Annotated in this window: 24 protein-coding genes; 22 read left to right on the top strand and 2 right to left on the bottom strand. The window is 70.6% G+C overall.

Annotated elements, in window-relative coordinates:
* Positions 1-113: 113 nt before the first annotated feature.
* From QFW81_RS01080 to QFW81_RS01040, 9 genes are all read left to right on the top strand, one after another.
* Positions 114-1,172 carry an aldose epimerase family protein gene (locus QFW81_RS01080; RefSeq protein ID WP_280576710.1) on the top strand — a complete coding sequence of 353 codons (1,059 nt, stop codon included), beginning with the start codon at positions 114-116 and terminating at the stop codon, positions 1,170-1,172.
* An 88-nt stretch (positions 1,173-1,260) separates the two neighbouring features.
* Positions 1,261-2,184: a Gfo/Idh/MocA family protein gene (locus tag QFW81_RS01075; RefSeq protein ID WP_280576709.1), complete on the top strand. Its 924-nt coding sequence runs from the start codon at positions 1,261-1,263 to the stop codon at positions 2,182-2,184.
* Positions 2,185-2,296: 112 nt separating this feature from the next.
* Entirely contained in the window at positions 2,297-3,304 is a 1,008-nt protein-coding gene (gene araD1, locus QFW81_RS01070) for an AraD1 family protein (protein WP_280576708.1), read from the top strand.
* A gap of 28 nt (positions 3,305-3,332) precedes the next feature.
* Positions 3,333-4,772, top strand: a complete 1,440-nt coding sequence (locus QFW81_RS01065; RefSeq protein WP_280576707.1) for an aldehyde dehydrogenase family protein — start codon at positions 3,333-3,335, stop codon at positions 4,770-4,772.
* 70 nt (positions 4,773-4,842) lie between these two features.
* Positions 4,843-5,820 (top strand): ABC transporter substrate-binding protein, encoded by a 978-nt coding sequence (locus QFW81_RS01060; protein ID WP_280576706.1) that lies wholly within the window; start codon positions 4,843-4,845, stop codon positions 5,818-5,820.
* 6 nt (positions 5,821-5,826) lie between these two features.
* On the top strand, positions 5,827-7,344 hold the full coding sequence (locus QFW81_RS01055; protein WP_280576705.1) for a sugar ABC transporter ATP-binding protein: 1,518 nt from the start codon (positions 5,827-5,829) through the stop codon (positions 7,342-7,344).
* Positions 7,341-8,405, top strand: coding sequence for an ABC transporter permease (locus tag QFW81_RS01050; RefSeq protein WP_280576704.1), 1,065 nt, complete (start codon positions 7,341-7,343; stop codon positions 8,403-8,405). The genes QFW81_RS01055 and QFW81_RS01050 overlap by 4 nt, the downstream gene beginning before the upstream one ends.
* Entirely contained in the window at positions 8,402-9,415 is a 1,014-nt protein-coding gene (gene yjfF, locus QFW81_RS01045) for a galactofuranose ABC transporter, permease protein YjfF (RefSeq protein WP_280576703.1), read from the top strand. The genes QFW81_RS01050 and yjfF overlap by 4 nt, the downstream gene beginning before the upstream one ends.
* A 159-nt stretch (positions 9,416-9,574) precedes the next feature.
* On the top strand, positions 9,575-11,680 hold the full coding sequence (locus tag QFW81_RS01040; protein ID WP_280576702.1) for a glycoside hydrolase family 43 protein: 2,106 nt from the start codon (positions 9,575-9,577) through the stop codon (positions 11,678-11,680).
* Between the two features lie 740 nt (positions 11,681-12,420).
* Here QFW81_RS01040 and parE read toward each other — a convergent pair.
* Complete coding sequence (parE, locus tag QFW81_RS01035; protein WP_280576701.1) at positions 12,421-14,325, bottom strand: DNA topoisomerase IV subunit B; 1,905 nt, start codon at positions 14,323-14,325, stop codon at positions 12,421-12,423.
* A 167-nt stretch (positions 14,326-14,492) separates the two neighbouring features.
* Here parE and pyrG point away from each other — a divergent pair, with 167 nt between their 5' ends.
* The 9 genes from pyrG (at position 14,493) to QFW81_RS00990 (ending at position 21,924) form a co-directional block, all read left to right on the top strand.
* The gene (gene pyrG / locus QFW81_RS01030) at positions 14,493-16,190 is read left to right on the top strand and encodes a CTP synthase (protein ID WP_280576700.1); all 1,698 of its coding nucleotides are present in this window, start codon (positions 14,493-14,495) and stop codon (positions 16,188-16,190) included.
* Positions 16,187-17,023, top strand: coding sequence for a 3-deoxy-8-phosphooctulonate synthase (gene kdsA, locus QFW81_RS01025; protein ID WP_280576699.1), 837 nt, complete (start codon positions 16,187-16,189; stop codon positions 17,021-17,023). Before pyrG ends, kdsA begins: the two co-directional genes overlap by 4 nt.
* Complete coding sequence (locus QFW81_RS01020; RefSeq protein ID WP_280576698.1) at positions 17,023-17,511, top strand: hypothetical protein; 489 nt, start codon at positions 17,023-17,025, stop codon at positions 17,509-17,511. Before kdsA ends, QFW81_RS01020 begins: the two co-directional genes overlap by 1 nt.
* Complete coding sequence (gene eno, locus QFW81_RS01015) at positions 17,508-18,794, top strand: phosphopyruvate hydratase (RefSeq protein ID WP_280576697.1); 1,287 nt, start codon at positions 17,508-17,510, stop codon at positions 18,792-18,794. The genes QFW81_RS01020 and eno overlap by 4 nt, the downstream gene beginning before the upstream one ends.
* A 9-nt stretch (positions 18,795-18,803) precedes the next feature.
* Positions 18,804-19,136, top strand: a complete 333-nt coding sequence (ftsB, locus tag QFW81_RS01010; protein WP_280576696.1) for a cell division protein FtsB — start codon at positions 18,804-18,806, stop codon at positions 19,134-19,136.
* Positions 19,136-19,861: a 2-C-methyl-D-erythritol 4-phosphate cytidylyltransferase gene (ispD, locus tag QFW81_RS01005; protein ID WP_280576807.1), complete on the top strand. Its 726-nt coding sequence runs from the start codon at positions 19,136-19,138 to the stop codon at positions 19,859-19,861. The genes ftsB and ispD overlap by 1 nt, the downstream gene beginning before the upstream one ends.
* Positions 19,858-20,343, top strand: coding sequence for a 2-C-methyl-D-erythritol 2,4-cyclodiphosphate synthase (ispF, locus tag QFW81_RS01000; protein ID WP_280576695.1), 486 nt, complete (start codon positions 19,858-19,860; stop codon positions 20,341-20,343). Before ispD ends, ispF begins: the two co-directional genes overlap by 4 nt.
* A gap of 192 nt (positions 20,344-20,535) precedes the next feature.
* The gene (gene truD / locus QFW81_RS00995) at positions 20,536-21,600 is read left to right on the top strand and encodes a tRNA pseudouridine(13) synthase TruD (RefSeq protein WP_280576693.1); all 1,065 of its coding nucleotides are present in this window, start codon (positions 20,536-20,538) and stop codon (positions 21,598-21,600) included.
* 93 nt (positions 21,601-21,693) lie between these two features.
* Complete coding sequence (locus QFW81_RS00990; protein WP_280576692.1) at positions 21,694-21,924, top strand: hypothetical protein; 231 nt, start codon at positions 21,694-21,696, stop codon at positions 21,922-21,924.
* Positions 21,925-21,932: 8 nt separating this feature from the next.
* Here QFW81_RS00990 and QFW81_RS00985 read toward each other — a convergent pair whose 3' ends face one another.
* Positions 21,933-22,496, bottom strand: a complete 564-nt coding sequence (locus tag QFW81_RS00985; protein ID WP_280576691.1) for a Smr/MutS family protein — start codon at positions 22,494-22,496, stop codon at positions 21,933-21,935.
* A 105-nt stretch (positions 22,497-22,601) separates the two neighbouring features.
* On the opposite strand from QFW81_RS00985, the gene surE reads away from it, so the two are divergent.
* Genes surE through QFW81_RS00965 form a run of 4 tightly spaced genes read left to right on the top strand, consistent with a single transcriptional unit; the run spans position 22,602 to position 25,551 of the window.
* Positions 22,602-23,384, top strand: a complete 783-nt coding sequence (gene surE / locus QFW81_RS00980) for a 5'/3'-nucleotidase SurE (protein ID WP_280576690.1) — start codon at positions 22,602-22,604, stop codon at positions 23,382-23,384.
* Positions 23,385-23,386: 2 nt separating this feature from the next.
* A complete protein-coding gene (locus QFW81_RS00975) occupies positions 23,387-24,070 on the top strand; it encodes a protein-L-isoaspartate(D-aspartate) O-methyltransferase (RefSeq protein ID WP_280576806.1) in 684 nt (227 codons plus the stop codon).
* A gap of 21 nt (positions 24,071-24,091) precedes the next feature.
* Complete coding sequence (locus QFW81_RS00970) at positions 24,092-24,727, top strand: exopolysaccharide biosynthesis protein (RefSeq protein WP_280576689.1); 636 nt, start codon at positions 24,092-24,094, stop codon at positions 24,725-24,727.
* Positions 24,724-25,551, top strand: coding sequence for a peptidoglycan DD-metalloendopeptidase family protein (locus QFW81_RS00965; protein ID WP_280576688.1), 828 nt, complete (start codon positions 24,724-24,726; stop codon positions 25,549-25,551). The genes QFW81_RS00970 and QFW81_RS00965 overlap by 4 nt, the downstream gene beginning before the upstream one ends.
* Positions 25,552-25,711: the final 160 nt, after the last annotated feature.

The following is a 25,711-nucleotide window of genomic DNA, read 5'->3' as shown; positions in this document are numbered from 1 at the left end:
GCCATGGGATTCGTTTCCCGCCGGCTGCCATACCCGATGCGGGATGGCGCCGCCGTCGCTGCCACCCCTATGCTGCCGCGCTTCTGCCCATGGCCACCGGGAGCAAGACGCGCGTGGAACGGATTCGCCCATTCGGCCAGCTCGACGACGGCCGCGCGGTACACGCCTACCGGTTGGGTGGCGACGACGGCATCTGCGCGGAGGTCCTCGACCTTGGCGGAATCCTCGCCCGGCTGCAGGTGCCTGGCGCGAACGGGCGCGTGGATGCCGTGCTGCGGCTGCCCGATGCGCGGGCCTATCTCGCCGATCCGGCGTACCTCGGCATCCTGGTGGGCCGCTACGGCAACCGCATCGGTGGCGCGCGCTTTTCCCTCGCCGGGCGCGAACACGCGCTCTCGGCCAACGAGGGCCGCAACCACCTGCATGGCGGACACCTGGGCTTCGGGCGTCGGCTGTGGGACGTGGAATCGCACACCGCCGACACGCTGGTGCTGCGGCTGCGCTCGCCCGAGGGCGAGGAGGGGTATCCCGGCAACCTCGATGTGGTCGCCACGTATCGTGTGCACGGCACGCGCCTGGAACTGCTGTTCGAAGCACGCAGCGATGCATCCACGCCGTTCAACCCCACCCACCATCCGTACTTCAACCTGGCCGGCGACGCGAACGTGCCGGCGGCGTCGCAGGTGCTGCAGGTGCCGGTGGCGGGCGTGCTGCCGGTGGCGGACGACCTGATCCCGCTGGGCCGGGTGGAACCGGCGGACGGCACGCCGTTCGATTTCAGAACCGCCGCCACGTTGCGGTCCAAGCTCGGCGCGGACGATCCGCAGCTGCGCGTCGCCGGCGGCTTCGACCACTGCCTGGTGCTCGAACCCGGCCACGCCTGTGCCGCGCAGCTGTACTCGCCGCACAGCGGCGTGGCGATGCGCATCGACTGCGACGCGCCGGCGCTGCAGCTCTACGGCGGCCAGGGCCTGGCGCGCCAGCATCCCGGGCTCGGCGACGGGCTGTGCCTGGAGCCGCAGGACTATCCCGACGCGCCCAACCACCCGGGCTTCCCGCCCGCCGTGCTGCGACCGGGCACGGCCTACCGGCGCCGGATCCTCTACCGCTTCGGCTGTCCGGGGTGCGACTGCGCCTGGGACGACGTGGCCGCGGCACTGGCGCGCGCGTGATCCGGCGCCACGCCCTGCGGCCGCGCACGCAGCGTCGCCATCCCCGGCATCATTCCTGCCTGCGCGCCTGCTTCTGGAGACTGCATCCGTGACCATTTCCCTCGCGATCGTCGGCGTCGGCAAGATCGTGCGCGACCAGCATCTGCCCGCCGTTGCCGGCAATGCCGACTACCGACTCGTGGCGGCCGCCAGCCGCAACGGGCGGGTCGAGGGCATCGAGAACTTCGGCGCCATCGGGGAGATGCTCGCCGCGGTGCCGTCGATCGACGCCGTCTCGCTGTGCATGCCGCCGCAGTATCGCTACGCAGCTGCGGTGGCGGCGCTGGATGCCGGCAAGCACGTGCTCCTGGAGAAGCCGCCGGGGGCCACGCTGTCGGAGGTGGAGGACCTGGCCGCGCGCGCCGCCGAGAAGGGCGTGTCGCTGTTCGCCAGCTGGCACTCGCGTCATGCGCCGGCCGTGGAGGCCGCGCGCGGGTTCCTGGCCGGCACCCGGCTGCGCGCCATGCGGGTGTCGTGGAAGGAGGACGTGCGCCAGTGGCACCCCGGGCAGGCGTGGATCTGGCAGCCCGGCGGGCTGGGCGTGTTCGATCCGGGGATCAATGCGCTGTCGATCGTCACCCGGATACTGCCGCAGCCGGTGTTCGCCACCGGGGCGACGCTGGAGTTTCCCGAGAACCGCGACGCGCCGATCGCGGCCACGATCCGCTTCACCGATGCCGACGGGCTGGACCTGCTGGCCGAGTTCGACTGGCGCCAGACCGGCCCGCAGAGCTGGGACATCGAGGCCGAGACCGACGCCGGGGTGATGCGGCTGTCGGAGGGCGGGGCGAAGCTGTCGGTCGATGGCCGGCTGCTGCACGCGGAACCCGAGCAGGAATATCCGTCGCTGTACCGCCGCTTCGCCGCGCTGATCCGGGACGGGCGCTCGGACGTGGACCTGGCGCCGCTGCGGCACGTGGCCGACGCGTTCATGCTCGGCCGGCGCACGCTGGTGGACGCCTTCCACGACTGAGTGCCGCCATACGAGAACCGGTATCGGGTTCTCGCCGGAATGAATTGGATGCGTATCCGTCAACCCGGCAGAATCGGCGTTCCACCTCCACCGGAACGACGGGCCGCGACGCATGCGACTGATCCAGCTGAAAGACGATGCGGGGCAGGTGCGCGTCGGCGTGGTCGACGCCGAAGGCCAGAGCGTGCGCGTGCTCGAGGGCCACGCCAGCATGTACGCGCTGGCCAGCGCCGCGATCGCGACCGGCACCAGCCTGGCCGAAGCGGCGGCCGAGGTGCCCGGCGGCGCCCACCTGGCGTACGCCGCGCTATTGCGCGACGGCCGGGTGCTGTCGCCGCTGCACCACCCGGACCCCGCGCACTGCCATGTCAGCGGCACCGGCCTGACCCACCTGGGTAGCGCCGCGGCCCGCGACGCGATGCACCAGAAGCTGCAGCAGCAGGCGCAGGAAGGCACGCTCACCGATTCGATGCGCATGTTCCAGTGGGGCGTCGAGGGCGGAATGCCGGCCGCGGGCAGCGCGGGCGCGCAGCCCGAGTGGTTCCACAAGGGCGACGGCAGCCACGTGGTGGCGCCCGGTGCGCCGCTGGAATCGCCGGACTTCGCGCTCGATGGTGGCGAAGAGCCGGAACTGGTCGGCCTGTACCTGATCGGCCCGGACGGCACCCCGCACCGGCTCGGCTTCGCGATCGGCAACGAGTTCTCCGACCACGTCACCGAACGCCAGAACTACCTGTACCTGGCGCATTCGAAACTGCGCACCTGCGCCGTGGGACCTGAGCTGCGCACCGGTGCGCTGCCGCGCGACCTGCGCGGCACCAGCCGCCTGCGCCGCGGCGACGAGGTGGTGTGGGAAAAGCCTTTCCTCACCGGCGAAGCCAACATGTGCCATTCGCTGGAGAACCTCGAGTACCACCACTTCAAGTACGCCGCGCACCGCCGGTCCGGCGACGTGCACCTGCACTTCTTCGGTACCGCGACGCTGAGCTTCGCCGACGGCGTTCGCGCGCAGGACGGCGACGTGTTCGAGATCGAGCTGCCCGGCCTGGGCGCGCCGCTGCGCAACCCGCTGCGCAGCGTGGTCGCCGGGTTCGCGCCCGGCGGGGTCCGCGCGCTCTAGCGCGGCGACGAACGGGAGCCGGACGCAGATGGGCGAACCGCGTTTCAGCAGCTATATCCACGGCCAGTGGGTGGCCGGCGCGGGCGACCACGCGGACGAGAACCCGGCCGACCTGGACGCACCGGTGGGGCACTACGGCATGCTCGACGCCGCCACCACGGCGCAGGCGGTGGACGCGGCCGCGGATGCGCAGCACGCCTGGGGGCTGTCGACCCCGCAGCGCCGCGCCGAGGCGCTGGACGCGGTGGGCACCGAGATCCTCGCGCGCAAGGACGAGCTCGGCCGCCTGCTCGCGCGCGAGGAGGGCAAGACCCTGCCCGAGGCGATCGGCGAGGCCGCGCGCGCGGGCCAGATCTTCAAGTTCTTCGCCGGCGAGGCGCTGCGGATTCCCGGCGAGAAACTGGCCTCGACGCGGCCCGGCGTGGAGGTCGAGATCACCCGCGAGCCGGTCGGCACGGTCGGCATCATCGCGCCCTGGAACTTCCCGCTCGCGATCCCGGCCTGGAAGATCGCCCCGGCGCTGGCCTACGGCAACACGGTGGTGTTCAAGCCGGCCGAGATCGTGCCCGGCTGCGCCTGGGCGCTGGCCGAGATCCTCTCGCGCGCCGGCCTGCCCGAGGGCGTGTTCAACCTGGTGCTGGGCGGCGGGCGCACGGTCGGGCAGGCGATGGTCGAACATCCCCGGCTCGATGCGCTGAGCTTCACCGGCTCGGTGCCGACCGGCCGCGCGCTGCTGGTGCAGGCCGCGGCGCGCGCGCTGAAGGTGCAGCTGGAGATGGGCGGCAAGAACCCGCTGGTGGTGCTGGCCGACGCGGATATGGACATCGCGGTGGATTGCGCCGTCAACGGCGCGTATTTCTCCACCGGGCAGCGCTGCACGGCCTCGAGCCGGCTGATCGTGGAAGCGGCGGTGTACGACGCCTTCACCGAACGCATGCGCGCGCGCCTGGCCGCGCTGCGCGTGGGCGACCCGCTGATACAGGGCGTGGACATCGGCCCGGTCGCCAGCGGCCAGCAGCTCGACACCGACCTGTCCTACATCCAGGCCGGCCACGACGACGGCGCCGAACTGCTGGCCGGCGGCGGGCGCGTGGACGGTGCCGGCAACGGCCACTTCCTGGCGCCGACCCTGTTTGCCGCCACGCCCGGCGACCGCATCGCGCGCGAGGAGATCTTCGGGCCGGTGGCCGCGCTGCTGCGCGCTGACGACTACGGGCACGCGCTGGCGCTGGCCAACGACACCGAGTTCGGCCTGTGCGCCGGCATCTGCACCACGTCGCTGAAGCACGCCACGCATTTCAAGCGCCACGCCCAGGCGGGCATGGTGATGGTCAACCTGCCCACCGCGGGCGTCGACCCGCACGTGCCGTTCGGCGGCCGCAAGGCCTCGAGCTACGGCCCGCGCGAGCAGGGCCGGCACGCGGTCGAGTTCTACACCACGGTCAAGACCGCCTACACGGCGGCGTGAGCGCACGCGCGGCCTTGCCATGGCAGCATGGCGCCCGCGCAGACGACGATTCGAGTATCGGGAGGAAGTGATGCGGAAGATTCTGGGAATGGCGGCGCTGCTGTGCGCCGCGGTGCTGGCCGGGTGCTCCGGCGGCGGCGAGGGTGGCCAGGCGGCTGCCGGCGAAGATGCGATCACCGTCGGCTTCAGCCAGGTCGGCGCGGAGAGCGAATGGCGCACCGCCAACACGCGTTCGGTGAAGGAGGCGCTGGTGGCGCCGGACTTCACCCTGCGCTTCTCCGACGCGCAGCAGAAGCAGGAGAACCAGATCAAGGCGTTGCGCTCGTTCATCGCCCAGGGCGTCGACGTGATCGCGTTCTCCCCGGTGGTCGAGACCGGCTGGGACACGGTGCTGCGCGAGGCCAAGGCCGCCAACATCCCGGTGGTGCTGACCGACCGCGCGGTCAACGTGTCCGATGACGCGCTGTACGCGACCCTGATCGGCTCGGATTTCGTCGAGGAAGGCCGCCGCGCCGCGCGCTGGGTGATCGAGGACAGCCAGGGCAAGGACGGGCCGATCCGCATCGTGGAGCTGCAGGGCACCGTGGGTTCGGCCCCGGCCAACGACCGCATGCGCGGCTTCAAGGAAGTCATCGACGGCGACAGCCGGTTCGAGATCGTGCGTTCGCAGAGCGGCGACTTCACCCGCGCCCGCGGCAAGGAAGTGATGGAAGCCTTCCTCAAGGCCGAGGGCGACGGCATCGACGTGCTGTTCGCGCACAACGACGACATGGCGATCGGCGCGATCCAGGCGATCGAGGAAGCCGGGCGCAAGCCGGGCACCGATATCCGCATCGTCTCGATCGACGGCGTGCGCGGCGCGTTCGAGGCGATGAAGGCCGGCAAGCTCAACGCCACGGTGGAATGCAACCCGCTGCTCGGCCCGCAGCTGGCGGACCTGATCCGCGAGGTGCATGCCGGACGCGAGGTGCCCAAGCGGGTGATGGTGGAAGAGGGCGTGTTCACCCAGGACCAGGCCGACGCCGAACTGCCGAACCGCAAGTACTGAGCCGGCATGAGCGAGCAGGGCGGCAACCCGGACGCGGTGGTGCTGCACGCCGAAGGCCTGCGCAAGCGCTTCGGCGCCACGCGGGCGCTCGACGGTGCAGGCCTGACCCTGCGTGCGGGCGAGATCCACGCCCTGATGGGCCAGAACGGCGCCGGCAAGTCGACCCTGATCAAGCTGCTGACCGGCGTCGAGGCGCCGGACGCGGGCACGGTGACGCTGGACGGCCGCGCGATCGCGCCCGCCGATCCGCTCGATGCGCAGCGGCTGGGCATCAGCACGGTGTACCAGGAAGTGAACCTGTGCCCGAACCTGTCGGTCGCGGAGAACCTGTTCGCCGGCCGCTTCCCGCGCCGGTTCGGACTGGTGCAGTGGGCGCGGGTGCGGGCGCAGGCGCGCGCGCTGCTGGCCGAACTGCAGCTGGACCTGGACGTGGACCGCCCGCTGTCGGGTTATCCGGTCGCGATCCAGCAGATGGTGGCGATCGCGCGCGCGCTGGGCGTGTCGGCGCGGGTGCTGATCCTCGACGAGCCCACCTCCAGTCTCGACGAGGACGAGGTGCGGCAGTTGTTCGCGGTGATGCAGCGCCTGCGCGAGCGCGGCATGGCGATCCTGTTCGTCACCCATTTCCTCGACCAGGTGTACGCGGTGTCCGACCGCATCACCGTATTGCGCAATGGCGCGCTGGTGGGCGAGTACGCGCCCGCCGAACTGCCGCGCGCGGCGCTGGTCAAGGCGATGGTCGGGCGCGAGGTGGCGCTGGCGGGCGGGCGCGATGCGGACACGCGTGTGCCCGACGATGCGCCGGTGGTGCTGGAGGCGCGGGGGCTGGCGCGTCGCGGCGCGCTGCAGCCGGTGGACCTGCAACTGCGCGCGGGCGAGGTCACCGGGCTCGGCGGGCTGCTCGGATCGGGCCGCACCGAGCTTGCGCGGCTGCTGTTCGGGCTCGACCGCGCCGATGCGGGCGAACTGCGCGTGGGCGACCGCGCCGTGCAGTTCCGGCATCCGGCCGAGGCGGTCGCGCGCGGGCTGGCGCTGTGCCCCGAGGAGCGCAAGACCGAGGGCATCGTGGCCGGGCTGTCGGTGCGCGAGAACATCGTGCTGGCGCTGCAGGCGCGGCGCGGCTGGCGCCGCTCGCTGCCGCGCGCGAAGCAGGACGAACTGGCGCGGCGTTACGTCGACCTGCTCGGCATCCGCACCGCCGGCACCGAGGCGCCGGCGGGTTCGCTGTCGGGCGGCAACCAGCAGAAGGTGGTGCTGGCGCGCTGGCTGGCGACCGAACCGTCGCTGCTGATCCTGGACGAACCCACGCGCGGCATCGACATCGCCGCCAAGCAGGAGATCATGGCCGAGGTGGTGCGCCTGGCCCGTACGGGCATGGCGGTGCTCTTCATCTCCGCCGAGATCGAGGAACTCACGCGCCTGGGCGACCGCATCGCGGTGATGCGCGACCGCCACAAGGCGGGCGAGCTGCCGGGCGGTTGCGACGGTGCCCAGGTCATGGACCTGATCGCGGGGCACGCATGAGCGCGCCACCCGATCCTGCGCCGATGGTGCAGCCACGCTGGCGCCGAGCGGCCGCGCATCCGCTGGCCTGGCCGCTGCTCGCGCTGGCGCTGCTGCTGCTGGGCAACGGCCTGTTCAATCCGGGCTTCCTCGCGCTGGAGTGGCGCGACGGCCGCCTGTACGGAAACCTGGTCGACATCGCCAACCGCGCCGCGCCGCTGATCCTGGTCTCGCTCGGCATGACCCTGGTGATCGCGGTGCGCGGGCTGGACATCTCCGTGGGCGCGGTGCTGGCGATCGCCGCCACCGTCGCGGCCTGGACCATCGCGCGCATGACCGCCGGCGGTGGCGACGGTCTCGCGCCGCTGTTCGCCGCGGTCGCGGCCGCACTCGGCGCGGCCGCACTGTGCGGGCTGTGGAACGGCGTGCTGGTGGTCAAGGTGGGAATGCAGCCGATCATCGCCACCCTGATCCTGATGGTGGCCGGACGCGGCATCGCGCAACTGGTCAGCGACGGACAGATCCTGACGATCTACTACGCGCCGTACGTGTTCCTCGGCACCGGCTTCGTGCTCGGGCTGCCGATCGCGCTGTTCGTGGTGCTGGCGCTGTTCCTCGCCCTGCAGGCATTGCTCGGGCGTACCGCGCTGGGCCTGTTCGTACGCGCCATCGGACACAACCCGGTGGCCGCGCACGTGGCCGGCGTGCGTGCGCGCGCGATCACGCTGTCGCTGTACGTGTTTTCCGGCCTGTGCGCCGGGCTGGCGGGCGTGCTGGTGAGCGCGAACGTGGCCAGTGCCGATGCCAACAACGCCGGGCAGCTGCTCGAACTCGACGCGATCCTCGCCGTGGCGCTGGGCGGCACCGCGCTCGCGGGCGGGCGCTTCAGCCTCGCCGGCAGCCTGGTCGGCGCGCTGATCATCCAGACCCTGACCACCACCATCTACGCCATCGGCGTGCCGCCGCAGGTCAACCTGGTGGTCAAGGCGCTGCTGGTGCTGGTGGTGCTGCTGCTGCAGTCGCCGGAATTCCGTGCGCAGGCGCGGGCGCTGCTGTGGCGCACGCGCGGGGCGCCGGCATGAGCGCCGTCCCCGCGCGCGGCCTGCTGCACGCTGGCGGCCTCGGCCGGCTGTGGCGCGACCCGCGCTACGTGTCGCTGGCGGTGACGGTGTCGCTGTTCGTGGCGATGTCGATCGCCGGTGGCGTGCTGTACGACGGCTTCCTGCGCCCGCAGGTGTTCCTGAACCTGTTCATCGACAACGGCTTCGTGCTGATCGTCGCGGTGGGCATGACGTTCGTGATCCTGACCGGCGGCATCGACCTGTCGGTGGGCGCGGTGGTCGCCTTCAGCACGGTGCTGCTGGCGAGCCTGGTGCAGCACCACGGCTGGCATCCGCTGGCGGCGATCGCGGCGGTGCTGGTGGCCGGCACCGCGTTCGGCGGGACGATGGGCGCGATGATCCAGCGCTACCGGCTGCAGCCGTTCGTGGTCACGCTGGCGGGCATGTTCCTGGCGCGCGGCGCGGCGACCCTGGTGAGCGTGGATTCGATCGGCATCGACCATGCCTTCCACGTCGCGGTGGCGGGGCTGCGCATCCCGGTCGGCGGCGGCGCGTCGCTGTCGGTGGGCGCGGTGATCGCGCTGCTGGTGGTGGCCGCCGGCGCGGTGCTGGCGGGCCTGACCCGCTTCGGGCGCACGGTGTACGCGATCGGCGGCAACGAGCAGTCCGCACGGCTGATGGGCCTGGCCGTCGACGCCACCCTGGTGCGCGTCTACGCGCTCAGCGGCTTCTGCTCGGCGCTGGCGGGCGTGGTCTACACGTTCTACATGCTCAGCGGCTACAGCCTGCACGCCAGCGGGCTGGAACTCGATGCGATCGCCGCGGTGGTGATCGGCGGCACCCTGCTGGCCGGCGGCAGCGGCTACGTGCTCGGGACGGTGTTCGGCGTGCTGGTGCTGGGGCTGATCCAGACCCTGATCGTGTTCGACGGCACCCTCAGCTCCTGGTGGACGCGCATCGCGATCGGCGCGCTGCTGCTGGCGTTCTGCCTGATGCAGCGGTTGCTGGCGCGCCGCGACGGGGCCGTGTGAGCGCGCGCCGGGACGTGCGCTCGTCTGCAGGCCGGGTCTGGGATGCGTGCCTGACACCGGTTCGTGACGGACGCACGTGACGGCTGGTGGTCGCCTGGTGTGCGGGACAGGCGAGTCGGCCCGACGCGCGTCGTCCGGCACGTTGAAGGAGTTGCGCTGATGCGAGCATGTGTTTTCTGGCTGGTCCTGCTGTTCGCGCTCGGAACCGTCCACGCCTCCGGCCCGCGCGCCCCCACATGGATGGCCGACAACGGCAACGGCACCTACACCAACCCGCTGTTCCACGACGAGTTCTCCGACCCCGACCTGATCCGCGTCGGCGACTGGTTCTACATGACCGGCACCACCATGCACGCGGTGCCCGGCCTGCCGGTGCTGCGCTCGCGCGACCTGGTGAACTGGGAATTCGTCTCCTATGCGATGGCGGACTTCCCGCCGGGCCCCGAGTACCGGCTCGAACAGGGCCGCGACCTGTACGGGCAGGGCATCTGGGCGCCGAGCCTGCGCCACCACAACGGCCGCTTCCACATCTTCGCCAACATCAACCAGCGCGGGCTGCACGTGTTCACCGCCACCGATGCCGCCGGTCCGTGGACGCATTCGGTGATCGAGCGCAACCTGCACGATCTGTCAGTGCTGTTCGACGACGACGACCGCGTGTGGGCGGTGTTCAACTACAACGAAGTGCGCCTGGTCGAGCTGAAACCGGACCTGAGCGGGGTGGTCGACGGCAGCGAGCGGGTGATCATCCCGGCCGGCAGCGGCATGGGCGAGGGCCACCACTTCTACAAGGTGGACGGACGCTACTACATCATCAGCGCCAACTACGCGCCGGTAGGGCGGATGCAGGCGGCGCGCGCGGACTCGCTCGACGGGCCATGGGAAACGGTGGCGATCAGTGCCAGCGAGACCATGGGCACGCAGCGCGGCTGGTGGGAAGACGGCGTCGGCCAGCGCACGCCGGTGCCCAACGGCACCACCGCGTTCTCGATGCACAAGCCGGGCGACAACGCGCTGGGCGCGGTGCCGCTGCACCAGGGCGGGATCGTGCAGGCGCCGGACGGCAGCTGGTGGGGCTTCTCGATGATGGACGTCAAGTCGATCGGCCGCACCACCTACCTCTCGCCGGTGACCTGGTACGAAGGCTGGCCCTACTTCGGACTGCCCGGCAACCTGGGCCGCTCGCCGCGCACCTGGTTCAAGCCCGACGTAGGCGCCGGCACCGCGCCGCACGCGACCTACGCGCGCAGCGACGATTTCTCCGCGCCCACCCTCCAGCCGGTGTGGCAGTGGAACCATGCGCCGCTGGCCGGGCGCTGGTCGCTCGATGAGCGGCCGGACGCGTTGCGGCTGCACGCCTCGCCGGCCGACGACTTCCTGTGGGCACGCAACACGCTGACCCAGCGCGTGATCGGGCCGCTGTCCACCGCGACCGTCCGCGTCGACGTATCGGGACTCGTAGCCGGCGACATCGCCGGTCTCGGCCTGCTCAACATGCCCGCTGCATGGCTGGGCGTGGTGCAGGGCGATGAGCGCGCGACGCTGCGCTGGCATTCGCAGCTCGGCGACCGCCATGTCGACCTGCCGCTGGTCTCGCCGCAACTCTTCCTGCGCGTGGCGGGCGACTACGACGAGGACCTGGCGCAATTCTCCTGGAGCGCGGATGGCGAGCGCTTCACCGATATCGGCGAACCGGTGCGGCTGCCCTACCAGCTCAAGACCTTCCAGGGCACGCGTTACGCGCTGTTCGCCTACAACGCGGACGGCCGCGATGGCGGCCACGCCGACTTCGACGACTTCCGCGTGGACGAGCCGCTGGCGGACCGCTCGCGCAACCTGCCGCTGGGGCAGGTGGTCGCGCTGCACAACCTCGGCGACGACACGGTGGCGCGCGTGCATCCGCTGGGCGTGCTGCAGCCGGTGGCCGCCGACACGAAGGAGGCGGGCGAGGCGGGCGGGCGCTTCCGCGTGCACGACCGCGGCCGCGGCCGGGTGGCGCTGGAGGCGATGGACGGCAGCGGCTTCCTGACCGTGGTCGGCATCGGACTGTCGGCCGACGTGCGACTGCTGCCAGAATCCGACGCCAGCCTGTTCCTGTGGCAGGACCTGATGCGCGGCGAGTTCATGCTGCTGTCGCTGAAGACGAACCGCTATCTCGGCATCCTGCCCGAGAGCGGCGAACCCTATGCCGCCGACCGGCCCGGCCCGCGGCCCGACCGCAAGGACGGGACCGTGCTGCGGTGGCGGGCGGTCGCCGCGGACTGAGTCGAGTCTTCGCGCGGTGCCCGGAGCGGAGCCGTAGTTCGATCGCCTTCGAGCATCGGTCTTGTTGTGACCCGTTTGTGCGTGGACGGATCAAGCGCTGCAACGCCGCAGCGATCGGGTCGGTACGCGGTGACGCCGGCTACGGGCGCGCCCGGTGACGAATGTCCCCCGGCGACGCCCTGCAGGGCGTCGCCTCCTCCTTGATTTCGTCCCCGGGCACCCCCGCATCCGACGTGCCTGAATCCGCGGGGGTTCAAGGAAGGGGGGTATAGGTACTGGCCCTGCGAGTGGGTTCTCCGGAGGACACGCATTAGTGCGTTGGCGTCGGAGCAGGACGAATGCATGTCTTTTGCGCCGCATCGAGCAGGGGACGGTGGGATGGCTGGAGGTGTGCGCACCCCCGCATCCGACGTGCCCAGGATCGCGCTGGTTCTGGGGCGAAGCACCAAAGTCGCGCGCATTTCCGGGACCGGCCGTCAGCCGAGCCGCGCTGCGATCGGGAGGCCTTTGCGGCGAAATCAAGGAGGAGGCTTCCGCCTCCAGGCGGAAGCCGGGGGACATTCGCCGCGGAGGCCTCCCGGTCGCGGCGAGGCCCATCCGGTCGCGACGTACAGGCAATCCCGGGAGCTCAGACCTCCAGCGTCGCCAGGTCGCCCTTCTGTTCCAGCCGCGCTGCCCGATGCCATCCGCCGCAATGACGGCGACGCCGTCGCCACGGCCCCCGCAAAAGAATCGCCTGCCTAGACTTCCAGCGTCGCCAGATCGCCCTTCTGTTCCAGCCACGCCTTGCGGTCGCCCGCCCGCTTCTTCGCCAGCAGCATGTCCATCAGTCCGCGCGTTTCCACGTCGTCGTCGATGGTCAGCTGCACCAGGCGGCGGGTGTCGGGATGGATCGTCGACTCGCGCAGCTGCGACGGGTTCATCTCGCCCAGGCCCTTGAAGCGGGTCACGTTGACCTGACCCAGGCCCTTCTTCGACTCCGCCTTCTCGCGCTCGATCTTCTCCAGCAGCAGGCGCTTTTCCTCCTCGTCGAGGGCATAGAACACCTGCTTGCCCAGGTCGACGCGGAACAGCGGCGGCATCGCCACGAAGATGTGCCCGGCGCCCACCAGCGCCGGGAAGTGGCGCAGGAACAGCGCCGAGAGCAGCGTCGCGATGTGCAGGCCGTCCGAATCCGCGTCGGCCAGGATCACCACCTTGCCGTAGCGCAGCCCGGAGATGTCGTCCTTGCCCGGGTCGCAGCCGATGGCCACCGCCAGGTCGTGCACTTCCTGCGAGGCCAGCACGCCGCCGGAGGCGACTTCCCAGGTGTTGAGGATCTTTCCGCGCAGCGGCAGGATCGCCTGGAAATCCTTGTCGCGCGCCTGCTTGGCGCTGCCGCCGGCGGAGTCGCCCTCGACCAGGAACAGCTCGGTGCGCGAGAGATCCTGGCTGATGCAGTCGGCCAGCTTGCCGGGCAGGGCCGGGCCCTGGGTCACCTTCTTGCGGACGATCTGCTTCTCGGTCTTGAGCCGCGCGCTGGCGCGCTCGATCGCCAGCTGCGCGATGCGCTCGCCGAAGTCCACGTGCTGGTTGAGCCACAGCGAGAACGCGTCGTGCGCCGCGCCCTCGACGAAGCCCGCAGCCTGGCGCGAGCTCAGGCGCTCCTTGGTCTGGCCGCTGAACTGCGGGTCGGTCATCTTCAGCGACAGTACGAACGACACCCGGTCCCACACGTCCTCGGGCGCCAGCTTCACGCCGCGCGGCAGCAGGTTGCGGAAGTCGCAGAACTCGCGCAGCGCGTCGGTGAACCCGGTGCGCAGGCCGTTGACATGGGTGCCGTGCTGCGCGGTCGGGATCAGGTTGACGTAGCTTTCCTGCACCAGGTCGCCCTCGGGCACCCAGGCCACCGCCCAGTCGACGATCTCGGTGTCCTTCTTCTGCTGGCCGACGAACAGGTCCGGCGGCAGCAGCTCGCGTCCGTCCAACTCGCCGCGCAGGTAGTCGCGCAGGCCGTCCTCGTAGTGCCAGCGGTCGCGCTCGCCGCTGGCCTCGTCGAACAGGGTGACGGCGAGGCCCGGCGACAGCACCGCCTTCGCCCGCAACAGGTGGCGCAGCGCGCGCAGCGCGAACTTCGGCGTGTCGAAGTACTTCGAATCGGGCCAGAAGCGGACCCGGGTGCCGGTGTTCTTCTTCCCGACCGTGCCCACCACCTCGAGCGGGCTGGCGCGATCGCCGTTGCGGAAGGTGATCCGGTGCTCGCTGCCGTCGCGCTTGATGTGCACTTCCACCAGCGTGGACAGCGCGTTGACCACGCTCACGCCCACGCCGTGCAGGCCGCCGGAGAAAGTGTAGTTCTTGTTGCTGAACTTGCCGCCCGCGTGCAGCCGGGTGAGGATCAGCTCCACGCCGGGGATCTTCTCCTCCGGGTGGATGTCGACCGGCATGCCGCGGCCGTCGTCGGACACCTCGCAGCTGCCGTCCTTGAACAGGGTCACCGCGATCTCGCGCGCGTGCCCGGCCAGCGCCTCGTCCACCGCATTGTCGACCACCTCCTGCGCCAGGTGGTTCGGGCGGGTGGTGTCGGTGTACATGCCGGGCCGGCGCTTGACCGGATCCAGGCCGGACAGGACTTCGATGTCGGCGGCGTTGTAGCGGGAATTCATCGGCGGAAGGTGCTGGAGGGGCGGCGGCGGGTGGCGCGCAGGATGCGGGCCGGCGTCGGGGTGGTCAAGGATGGCGGCGGGCCGTCGCGGAGGCTGCGACCGGCCCCGGCCGGCAGGCCGGGGCGCGACCCTGTAGAATGGGGCTTTCCAGCGGGTGCACACTCCCCATGACCTCCCCCAGTTCCGTCACTCCGCTCGTTTTCGTCACCGGCGGCGTGGTGTCCTCGCTCGGCAAGGGCATCGCGGCGGCCTCGCTGGCCGCGATCCTCGAGGCCCGCGGCCTGACCGTGACGATGATGAAGCTGGACCCGTACATCAACGTCGACCCGGGCACCATGAGCCCGTTCCAGCACGGCGAGGTGTACGTCACCGACGACGGCGCCGAGACCGACCTGGACCTCGGCCACTACGAGCGCTTCATCAATGTCCGCCTGAGCGGCAGGAACTCGATCACCACCGGCAAGATCTACGAGGCCGTGATCCGCAAGGAGCGCCGTGGCGACTACCTCGGCGCGACCGTGCAGGTGATCCCGCACATCACCGACGAGATCAAGCGCTGCATCGACGCCGCCACCCAGGGCTTCGACGTGGGGCTGGTGGAAATCGGCGGCACGGTGGGCGACATCGAGTCGCTGCCGTTCCTGGAGGCGATCCGCCAGATCCGCACCGACCGCGGCCCGGACAAGGCCATGTTCATGCACCTGACCCTGGTGCCGTACATCGCCGCGGCGGGCGAGCTGAAGACCAAACCCACCCAGCACTCGGTCAAGGAGCTGCGTTCGATCGGCATCCAGCCCGACGTGCTGCTGTGTCGCAGCGAGCAGCCGCTGCCCGACGGCGAGCGGCGCAAGATCGCCTCGTTCACCAACGTGTCCGAGAAGGCGGTGATCTCGGCGGTGGACCTGGACAACATCCACAAGATTCCGATGTGGCTGCACGCACAGGGGCTGGACCAGATCGTGGTCGAGCGCCTGCGGCTGGACGACCGGGCCGCGGCCTCGGCCGACCTGTCCGAGTGGCTGGCCGTGGTGGACGCGGCCGAGCATCCGATCGACGAGGTGACCATCGCGGTGGTCGGCAAGTACGTCGATCACAAGGATGCGTACAAGTCGGTCGGCGAGGCGCTCAAGCACGGCGGCATCCGCCAGCGCACGCGCGTCAACCTGAAGTGGATCGAATCGCAGGACATCGAACGCGACGGCGCGGAGAAGGCGCTGGGACGCGTCGACGGCATCCTGGTGCCGGGCGGCTTCGGCGACCGCGGCTTCGAAGGCAAGGTGCTGGTGGCGCAGCATGCGCGCGAGCACGGCATTCCGTATTTCGGCATCTGCTACGGCATGCAGGCGGCGGTGGTCGACGTGGCCCGCCACCTCGCCGGCCTGGAAGGCGCCAACAGCACCGAGAATGATCGTCAGACTCCGCATCCGGTGATCGGCCTGATCACCGAATGGCGCACGCAGACCGGCGAGATCGAGAAGCGCGACGAGAAATCCGACCTCGGCGGCACCATGCGCCTGGGCCTGCAGGAACAGCGGCTCAAGCCCGGCACCCGGGCGCGCGAGCTGTACGGCAGGGACGTGGTGGGCGAACGCCACCGCCACCGCTACGAGTTCAACAACCGCTACCGCACCCAGCTCGAGGATGCGGGCCTGGTGATCAGCGCCAAGTCGATGGACGACCTCCTGGTGGAGATGATCGAGCTACCGGGCCACCCGTGGTTCATCGCGTGCCAGGCGCATCCGGAATTCCTGTCCACGCCGCGCGGCGGGCACCCGCTGTTCATCGGCTTCGTGCGCGCCGCGCGCGAGCACAAGGTCAACGAAGGGTCGGCGGGCGGCAAGCTGCTCAAGGAGGCCTCGGCATGAAGCTCTGTGGATTCGAGGTCGGCCTGGACCGGCCGTTCTTCCTGATCGCGGGCCCCTGCGTGGTCGAGAGCGAGCAGCTGCAGCTCGATGTCGCCGGCAGGCTCAAGGAGATCACCGGCCGGCTCGGCATCAACTTCATCTTCAAGTCGAGCTTCGACAAGGCCAACCGCACCTCGGGGGCGAGCTTTCGCGGACCCGGGATGGAGGAAGGCCTGCGCGTGCTTGGCGAGGTGAAGCGCCAGATCGGCGTGCCGGTGCTGACCGACGTGCACGAATACACGCCGATGGACGAGGTGGCCTCGGTGGTCGACGTGCTGCAGACGCCGGCCTTCCTGGTGCGCCAGACCGATTTCATCCGCAAGGTCTGCAGCGCCGGCAAGCCGGTCAACATCAAGAAGGGCCAGTTCCTCGCGCCGTGGGACATGAAGCCCGTGGTCGAGAAGGCGAAGGCGACCGGCAACGACCAGATCATGGTCTGCGAGCGTGGCGCCAGCTTCGGCTACAACAACCTCGTCTCCGACATGCGCTCGCTGAGCGTGATGCGCGACATCGGCTGCCCGGTGGTGTTCGACGCGACCCATTCAGTGCAGCTGCCGGGCGGGCAGGGCACCTCCAGCGGCGGCCAGCGCGAGTTCGTGCCCGTGCTGGCGCGCGCGGCCGTGGCCGTGGGCGTGTCCGGCGTATTCATGGAAACCCATCCGGATCCGTCCAAGGCGCTGTCGGATGGGCCCAACGCCTGGCCGCTCGACAGGATGGAAGGGCTGCTGGCGACCCTGCTCGAGCTCGACCGCGTGACCAAGCAGAACGGGTTCATCGAGCAGAGCGTTGTTTGATGCTCAAGTGGGCCCTGCCGCTGCTGATCATGCTTGCTCCAGCGCAGATCGCGATGGCGTGCTCATCCCCGCCGGGTTGGAGGACGGAAGCGACTTACCAGGGTGACGATGCGATCGTCGTGGCGGAGTTGGGACCATTCGTCGAATCGCCCGGCGAAGACGGGGCGCTCTTGATCGAGTCTTCGTTCCGTGTGATCGAAACGGTCCGCGGCGATGTCCCCGCCCTCGGGACGGCGGTCGAGATCGGGATGCCGATTGAACCAGCTGTACCCAACGCGGACGGAGTGGTCTTCGAAATCGCTTGTTCCAATCGCATCCTGTACCAGTCCTTTGCCGGCCGCCCACACCTGTTGTTCCTGGCACGCATGAACGACGGGCGTTGGCAGGTCCGCTGGGGGTCGACCCCGATGCCGGAGGCGTCGACACCCGCAAGTGAATCAATGCTTTCCGAAGTCCGCAGACTCGCATCCCTACAGAGGCCCCAATGAGCACGATTGCCAAGATCCACGCCCGCGAAATCCTCGACTCCCGCGGTAACCCCACCCTCGAAGCCGAAGTGACGCTGGCCGATGGATCGTTCGGCCGTGCGGCGGTACCGTCCGGCGCGTCCACCGGCGCCAAGGAGGCGGTCGAACTGCGCGACGGCGACAAGACGCGCTACCTCGGCAAGGGCGTGACCCGGGCGGTGGGCAACGTCAACGGCCCGATCGCGGACGCGCTGGCCGGCTTCGAGGCCGCCGACCAGGCCGGCCTGGACAAGCGACTGATCGACCTCGACGGCACCGAGAACAAGGGTCGCCTGGGCGCCAACGCGCTGCTCGCGGTCTCGCTGGCCAACGCGCACGCGGTGGCGGCCTCGCGCAAGCTGCCGCTGTGGAAGCATCTGGCCGGCGATCGCGCACCGGCGCTGCCTGTGCCGATGATGAACATCATCAACGGCGGCGCGCACGCCGACAACAACGTCGATTTCCAGGAGTTCATGGTGCTGCCGGTCGGCGCGGCCTCGTTCTCCGAGGCGCTGCGCTGCGGCACCGAGATCTTCCATGCGCTCAAGTCGGTGCTCAAGGGCCACGGCCTGAGCACGGCGGTCGGCGACGAGGGCGGCTTCGCCCCGGATTTCCGCAGCAATGTCGAAGCGCTCGACACCATCCTCGAGGCGATCGGCAAGGCCGGCTACAGCGCCGGCGAAGACGTGCTGCTCGGCCTGGACGTGGCCTCCAGCGAATTCTTCGACAGCGGCAAGTACAACCTGGTGGGCGAGAACAAGCGCCTGACCAGCGAGCAGTTCGTCGACTTCCTGGCCGACTGGGCCGCGCAGTACCCGATCGTCTCGATCGAGGACGGCATGGCCGAGGACGACTGGGACGGCTGGAAGCAGCTCACCGCACGCGTGGGTGGCCAGGTGCAACTGGTGGGCGACGACCTGTTCGTCACCAACCCCAAGATCTTCAGGGAAGGCATCGACAGCGGCACCGCCAACGCCATCCTGATCAAGGTCAACCAGATCGGCACCCTGACCGAGACGCTGGAGGCGATCACGATGGCCGACGCCGCCGGCTACGCGGCGGTGGTGTCGCACCGCTCGGGCGAGACCGAGGACACCACGATCGCGGACATCGCCGTGGCCACCACCGCCACCCAGATCAAGACCGGCTCGCTGTGCCGCAGCGACCGCGTCGCCAAGTACAACCAGCTGCTGCGCATCGAGGAACAGCTCGGTGCGGGCGCGACGTACGCCGGTCGCGACGCGTTCGTCTCGCTCAAGCGCTGATCCGCGACCGTGCGCTGGTTGCGCGTGCTGCTGCTGGCGCTGGTGGTCCTGCTGGGCTGGCTGCAGTACCGCCTGTGGTTCGGTGAGGGCGGCACCCGCGCGGTCGAGGAACTCGACGCGCGGGTGGTGCAGCAGCGGCGGCAGAACGAGGGGCTGGAGCAGCGCAACGCGGCGCTTGCCGCCGAGGTGGCGGACCTGAAATCGGGCGAGGCGGCGATCGAGGAGCGCGCGCGCAACGAACTCGGGATGATCCGCCCCGGGGAAACCTTCTACCGCGTGGTGGACGAGGATACCGCGGCCCCCGTGCCGGAAGCCGGGACCCCTCAGGAGGACGCGCCGTGATCCAGGACGTGGCGCGTGGCGGGGTGTGGGCGGTCGTGGTCGCCGCCGGACGCGGGACGCGGGTCGGCGCCGCCCTGCCCAAGCAGTACATCGCGGTCGCGGGCCAGCCGCTGATCGGCCACACCCTGTCGGCGCTGTGTTCGCACCCCGGCGTGCGCGGCGCGGTGGTGGTCCTGGCGGCGGACGATGCGCACTGGCCGGGCTGGAGCGAGATGGCCGGCAAGCCGCTGCTGGGCTGCGTTGGCGGGGAATCACGCGCCGATTCGGTGCTGGCGGGGCTGCAGGCGCTGCCCGACGAGGTCCGCGCGGACGACTTCGTGCTGGTGCACGACGCCGCACGCCCCAACCTGCGCCACGACGACCTGACCGCGCTGCTGGAACGCGGACGCGCCGATCCGGTGGGCGCGATCCTGGCCGCGCCGGTGCGCGACACGCTCAAGCGCGCCGGCGACGACGGCGGCATCGACCGCACCGAACCGCGCGAGCGCCTGTGGCGCGCGCTGACGCCGCAGCTGTTCCGGCGCCTGCAGCTGGGCCGCGCGCTGGAGTCGGCGCGGGAGTCGGGTATCGCCGTGACCGACGAGGCGATGGCGATGGAGCTGCTGGGGATGCGTCCGCTGCTGGTCGAGGGCGACGAGGAGAACTTCAAGGTCACCACCGCGGGCGACCTGGCGCGATTCGGATTCGTGCTGTCGCAGCGGCTGCACGGGAGTGGTGCGTCGTGAATGTCCGCATCGGCCAGGGTTACGACGTGCACGCCTTCGGCGATGGCGACCACGTGATGCTGGGCGGCGTGCGCGTGCCCCACGAGCACGGCGTGATTGCGCACAGCGATGGCGACGTGGTGCTGCATGCGCTGTGCGACGCGATGCTCGGGGCGTTGGCGCTGGGCGACATCGGCCGCCACTTCCCGCCCTCCGACCCGCGCTGGAAGGATGCCGACAGCCGGACCTTCCTGCGCCACTGCAATGCCTTGCTGCGCGAGCGTGGCTGGCGGGTCGGCAATGCCGACATCACCGTCGTCTGCGAACGGCCCAAGGTCGGGCCGCATGCCGAGGCGATGCGTGCGGTCGTGGCCGACGACCTCGGCATCGCCCTCGACGAGGTCTCCATCAAGGCCACGACCAGCGAGCGGCTCGGCTTCACCGGTCGCGCCGAGGGCATCGCCGCGCTCGCCGTGTGCCTGCTGGTCCGCGATGCGGGCTGAGCAGGCGATTCGCCGCATCGCGCTGTCGTGCGCACGCGGATGGATCGGCGAGATGCCGGCCGCTGACGCACACCTGCCCGGCGGCGTTCTTCCGGGCGGGGGATCCGGTTCGACCCACACGCGTCGCCCGGGCAGGCGAAGCGCACCCCGGTTGCGTTTCTCCGTGGTGAAGCCACCTGGGAGACCCGCGGCATGACCCTGCCGCGCGCGCATGGCGCCCCGGCGTTGCGGGCGCGTTTCCGCCAGTCGCCCGAGGATTTCGTCGTCATGGAGCTCGACGCGTTCGCGGCCGACGGTGCCGGCGAGCACCTGTTGCTGACGCTCGAGAAACGCGGCCTCAACACTGCGCACGTGGCGCGTCGGATCGCCCAGTGGGCCGGTGTCGCGGACTCCGCCGTCGGGCATGCGGGCCTGAAGGATCGCCACGCGGTGGCCCGGCAGCGCTTCTCGGTGCAGTTGCCGGGGCGCCCGGATCCACCACTGGACACTCTGGCGTTCGACGACCCTGGAACCGGCGAGTCGCTGCGTGTGCTCGATGCGCGTCGCCATTCGCGCAAGCTGCCGCGCGGCGCGCTGGCCGGAAACCGCTTCGAACTGGTGCTGCGCGAGGTGGAAGGGGCGCGCGACATCATCGACGCGCGCTTGCTGGCGATCGCGCAGCGCGGCGTTCCCAACTACTTCGGCGAACAGCGCTTCGGACGCGAGGGCGGCAACGTCGCGCGTGCGCTGGCGATGTTCGCCGGACGCCGGGTCAGGCGCGACGAGCGTCCGCTGCTGGTGTCGGCGGCCCGTTCGGAACTGTTCAATCGTGTGCTGGCGCGTCGGGTGGAGGAGGCCTGCTGGGACGTCGGACTGGACGGAGAGGTGTGGATGCTCGACGGCAGCCGCAGCGTGTTCGGCCCGGTCCCCCCTCCCGACGACAGCCTCACGGCGCGACTGGCTGCGTTCGACATCCACCCGACCGCACCGCTGTGGGGGCGCGGACCGCTGCGCAGCGAGGCCCTGGCGCAGTCGCTGGAAACCGACGCCGTGTCGGATGACATGGCCCTGCGCCTACGTGCGGGGCTGGAGGCGGCGGGGCTGCGGCAGGAGCGGCGTGCGACGCGACTTAAACCCGGCTCGTTCGAAAGCGACTGGCCCGACGCCGCCACACTTCGCCTGCGCTTCGACCTCCCGCCGGGCACCTATGCCACCAGCGTGCTGGCCGAGCTGGGCGAGGTGGTCGGCCGGCAGGCGGGAGACCATTCGTCGGAATGACATCCCCGGTGCTGGCACCGCCGCGCCGTCGGCGTATACCTGCGGTTGCGCCGGGCGCAGCGTGCGCCCGCGCACGACCGGGAGGCATGGCTCATGAACAGGGTTTTTCGTCTGGCAACGACGTTCGCGCTGGCAATGCTGTTCTCTTCATGTGCGAGCACCACGCCAATTGCGGCCGCGCGTGGCACCGACGCACTGGCGCCCGGGACGCCCGTCACCGATCGCGGCTACATGGCGGCGGTCCACGCGAAGGCGCAGCGCCGTGGCGTCGAAGTGCACTGGGTCAACCCGCCGATGACGCGCGTACCGCCTCGGCAGCAATAGCAGGGCGCTCACCCCCGGCGCGGCGCCACCAGCACGAGCACCGCGCCGGTCCCGCCCTGCGAGGCGGGGGCCGAATGGAACGCCAGCACGTCCGCGCGCTGGCGTAGGAGCCGGTCGCACAGGTTCTTCAGCACCGGCACGCCCTCCGAGTTCAGGCCCTTGCCGTGGATCACGCGTACGCAGTGGATGCCGGCGTCGCGCGCATCGTGCAGGAAGCGCCGCAGCATCGCTTCGGCGGACGCGGCGGTGGCGTGGTGCAGGTCCAGCTCGTCCTGCGCGGCATACTCGCCCTGTGCGAGGCGCTTGAGCACGCGCGCCGGCACGTCGTCGCGACGATGGCGCAGGGTATCGCCGGGCTCGATCGGTGCCTCGTCGAGCAGGCGCAGGAAGTCACCTTTGGCCTCGGCATCGTCGCGCTCGGCCATGCGGGCGGCGGGACGCGGCCTGGGGCGTGGCGGCGGTGCCGGCACCGGCGGCAGTTCGCGCACCGGACCGATCGCGCTGCGGAACAGGGCCGCGTCGTCGTCGGGGGCCGCGGCGGCGGTGTCGGGCGGGGGACGGTGTTTCGCCATCTGCGGGCAGTATGACGCGAGCCGTCGCGAACGTCCGGGATGCGTGCGTGCGCATCCGGTATCATGGCGACACGACATCCGCGACGAGGTTGGTCCCAGAGGTTCATGCGCGTACTGGTCAGCAACGATGACGGCGTCGATGCCCCCGGCATCCGCATCCTGGCGCAGGGTCTGCGCGATGCCGGCCACGAGGTCCTGATCGTCGCCCCCGATCGCGATCGCTCCGGTGCCAGCAATTCGCTGACCCTCGACATGCCGCTGCGCGTGCAGCAGCTCGAGGGGTCGGTCTGGCGCGTGTACGGGACGCCCACCGACTGCGTGCATGTGGCCATCACCGGCATGTTCGAGCATGAGCCGGACATCGTGGTGTCAGGCATCAACAACACCGCCAACCTCGGCGACGACGTGATTTATTCCGGTACCGTGGCTGCGGCGATGGAAGGCCGCTTCCTCGGCCTGCCGGCGATCGCGATGTCGCTGGCCACCGTCAACCACGATGGGCGCCACTATGAGACCGCGGCGCGCGCGGCGGTCGAGATCGTCGAACGGCTCAAGGCCGATCCGCTGCCCGCCGACACCATTCTCAACGTCAACGTGCCCGATCGCGCCTGGGGCGAGATCGCCGGCTTCGAGGTGACGCGCCTGGGCAACCGCCACCGCGCCGAGCCCTGCACCAAGCAGGAGGATCCGCGCGGGCGAACCTGGTGGTGGATCGGCGCAGCCGGGTCCGAGGCGGACGCCGGGCCCGGCACGGATTTTCACGCCGTGCGCTTCGGCCACATCTCGATCACCCCGATCCACGTCGACCTGACGCGCTACCAGGCGCTGGAGCAGGTCTCAAGCTGGGTCGGCAGCCTGGCCGCCGAACTCGCGGAGCCGGCGCGATGATGATGACGCCGCGGCTGCGGCTGCAGCCCGAGGCCATCGGTGTCGGCATGACCTCGCAGCGCGTGCGCGACCGGCTGATCGAACGACTGCGCGCGAACGGAATTGGCGACGAGCGTGTGCTCAACGCGATCCGCACCGTGCCGCGCCACCTGTTCGTCGACGAGGCGCTGGCCACCCGCGCCTACGAGGACACCGCGCTGCCGATCGGCCACGGCCAGACGATCTCCCAGCCCTGGGTGGTCGCGCGCATGACCGAAGCGCTGTTCACGGACGGCCATGCCCCCGCGCGCGTGCTGGAGGTGGGCACGGGTTCGGGGTATCAAGCCAGCGTGCTGGCCGCGCTGGGCCTGGAGGTGCATACGGTCGAGCGCATTGGCGACCTGCTGCGCGTGGCGCGCAAGCGCTTCCGCTCGCTCGGCCTGAACGTGCGCAGCAAGCATGACGACGGCCGCATCGGCTGGCCCGAGAACGGCCCCTACGACGGTATCCTGGTCACCGCCGGCGCGCCGGCCCTGGTGGACGCCTTGTCCGCGCAGCTCGCCCCCGGCGGCATCCTGGTCGCACCGGTGGGCGCCGCAAGCGCACAGCAGTTGCTGATGCTGCGCAAGGAGGCCGACGGCTCGATCACGCGCCGCGACCTCGGGCCGGTGGTGTTCGTGCCGCTGCTTTCCGGCACGGTCGACTGACCGGTGACAGGACAGACCGCCATGCCGCCCGATCCGGACGGCCAGAGCCTGGGCGCGCAGATCGCCGGCATGATCGAGCGCCTGCCGCCCGACCACGTCACCCTCGGCGAGCTGCTCGACCTGTTCGGCGACGAAGGCCTGCTGCTGCTGTGCATCCTGCTGACGCTGGTGTTCCTGATCCCGGTGTCGATCCCCGGCGTGAGCACCGTGTTCGGCGCCGCGATCCTGCTGGTGGGCGTGAGCCGCCTGCTGTCGCGCCAGCTGTGGCTGCCCGGGCGCGTGCGCGACCGGCGGCTGCCGTCGGACCGCCTGCGGCCCGGGCTGCTCGGTGGCCTGCGGTGGGTGCAGCGGATGGAACGGCTCAGCCGGCCGCATCGACTGTCCGCGCTGGTGGACGGGCGCACGCAGGACGTGGTCAACAACCTGGGCTTCATCCTCGCCGCGCTGCTGCTGATGGCGCCGTTCGGGTTCGTCCCCTTCAGCAACACGCTGCCGGCCCTGGCCCTGCTGGCCTATGGGGTCGGATTCATCCAGCGCGACGGCGGTGCGGTGCTGCTCGGCCACCTCGCCAATGTCGGCACCATGGTGTACTTCGCGTTGCTGATCGGCGGCGGCGGGATGGTCGCGCAGGAACTGTTCAAGCGGTTCACGGCATGATCCGCACCGATACGGACACGGGGGGCACGGTGGCTTCTTTCGATCCACGGACGACATCGACGGCGCGGCGCGTCGCAGGAGTGGTGGTCGCGGCACTTGCGCTTGCGCTGCTGGCGGCCTGCAGCAGCAAGGTGGTGCGGACATCGGATGCATCGACCGCACCGGGCACGTCCACGCCCAAGCCGGGTGCAAGCGTGGTGGTGCGGCGCGGCGATACGCTCTACCGGCTGGCGGTCGACAACGGCATCAGTCCGATGGACCTCGCGCTCTGGAACGGCATCCCGTCGCCGTACACGATCTATCCCGGACAGCGGCTGCGGCTGTATCCCGCCGCGGGCGCGACCCGCGGCCAGGCATCGCGTCCGTCCGGCGGCGCGTCCACCGTGCAGCGACCGCCGGTGCGTCCCACGCAGGCACCACCACAGCCATCTGCCCCGCCGCCCGTGAACAGTGCCGTGCGGTGGCGCTGGCCGACGGACGGCCAGGTGCTGAACCGCTTCTCCGGCGGCGACCCGACCCGTCAGGGCATCGACATCACCGGCAAGAGTGGCCAGCCGGTGCGCGCCGCCGGCGATGGCGTGGTGGTGTACTCGGGCTCGGGACTGGTGGGGTACGGGGAACTGGTGATCGTCAAGCACGACGAGCAGTGGCTGTCGGCCTATGGCCACAACCGCACCCGCCTGGTGAACGAGGGCACGCGCGTCCAGGCCGGGCAGCAGATCGCGGAAATGGGCAGCACCGGCACAGCGCGCGACATGCTGCATTTCGAGATCCGCTACAACGGCAAGCCTGTGGACCCCCTCCAGTACCTCCCGCGCCGCTGAGGCATCGCGGCGTGCGGAGCCGGCGGATCCCCGGCCCGGCGCAGCGCGCCGGGCGTTCACGGACGCGCGATCCTGCGGATCGCGAGCCGCGTCCGTTCACCCGCTACAACGGCAAGCCGGTCGATCCGCTCCAGTACCTCCCCTGCCGCTGAGGCGTCGC

This window comes from Luteimonas kalidii, assembly GCF_029887935.1.
GTDB classification, from domain to species: domain Bacteria; phylum Pseudomonadota; class Gammaproteobacteria; order Xanthomonadales; family Xanthomonadaceae; genus Luteimonas; species Luteimonas kalidii.
The sequence above is the reverse complement of the archived record's forward strand: the minus strand, read 5'-3'. Positions and strand labels throughout refer to the sequence as shown.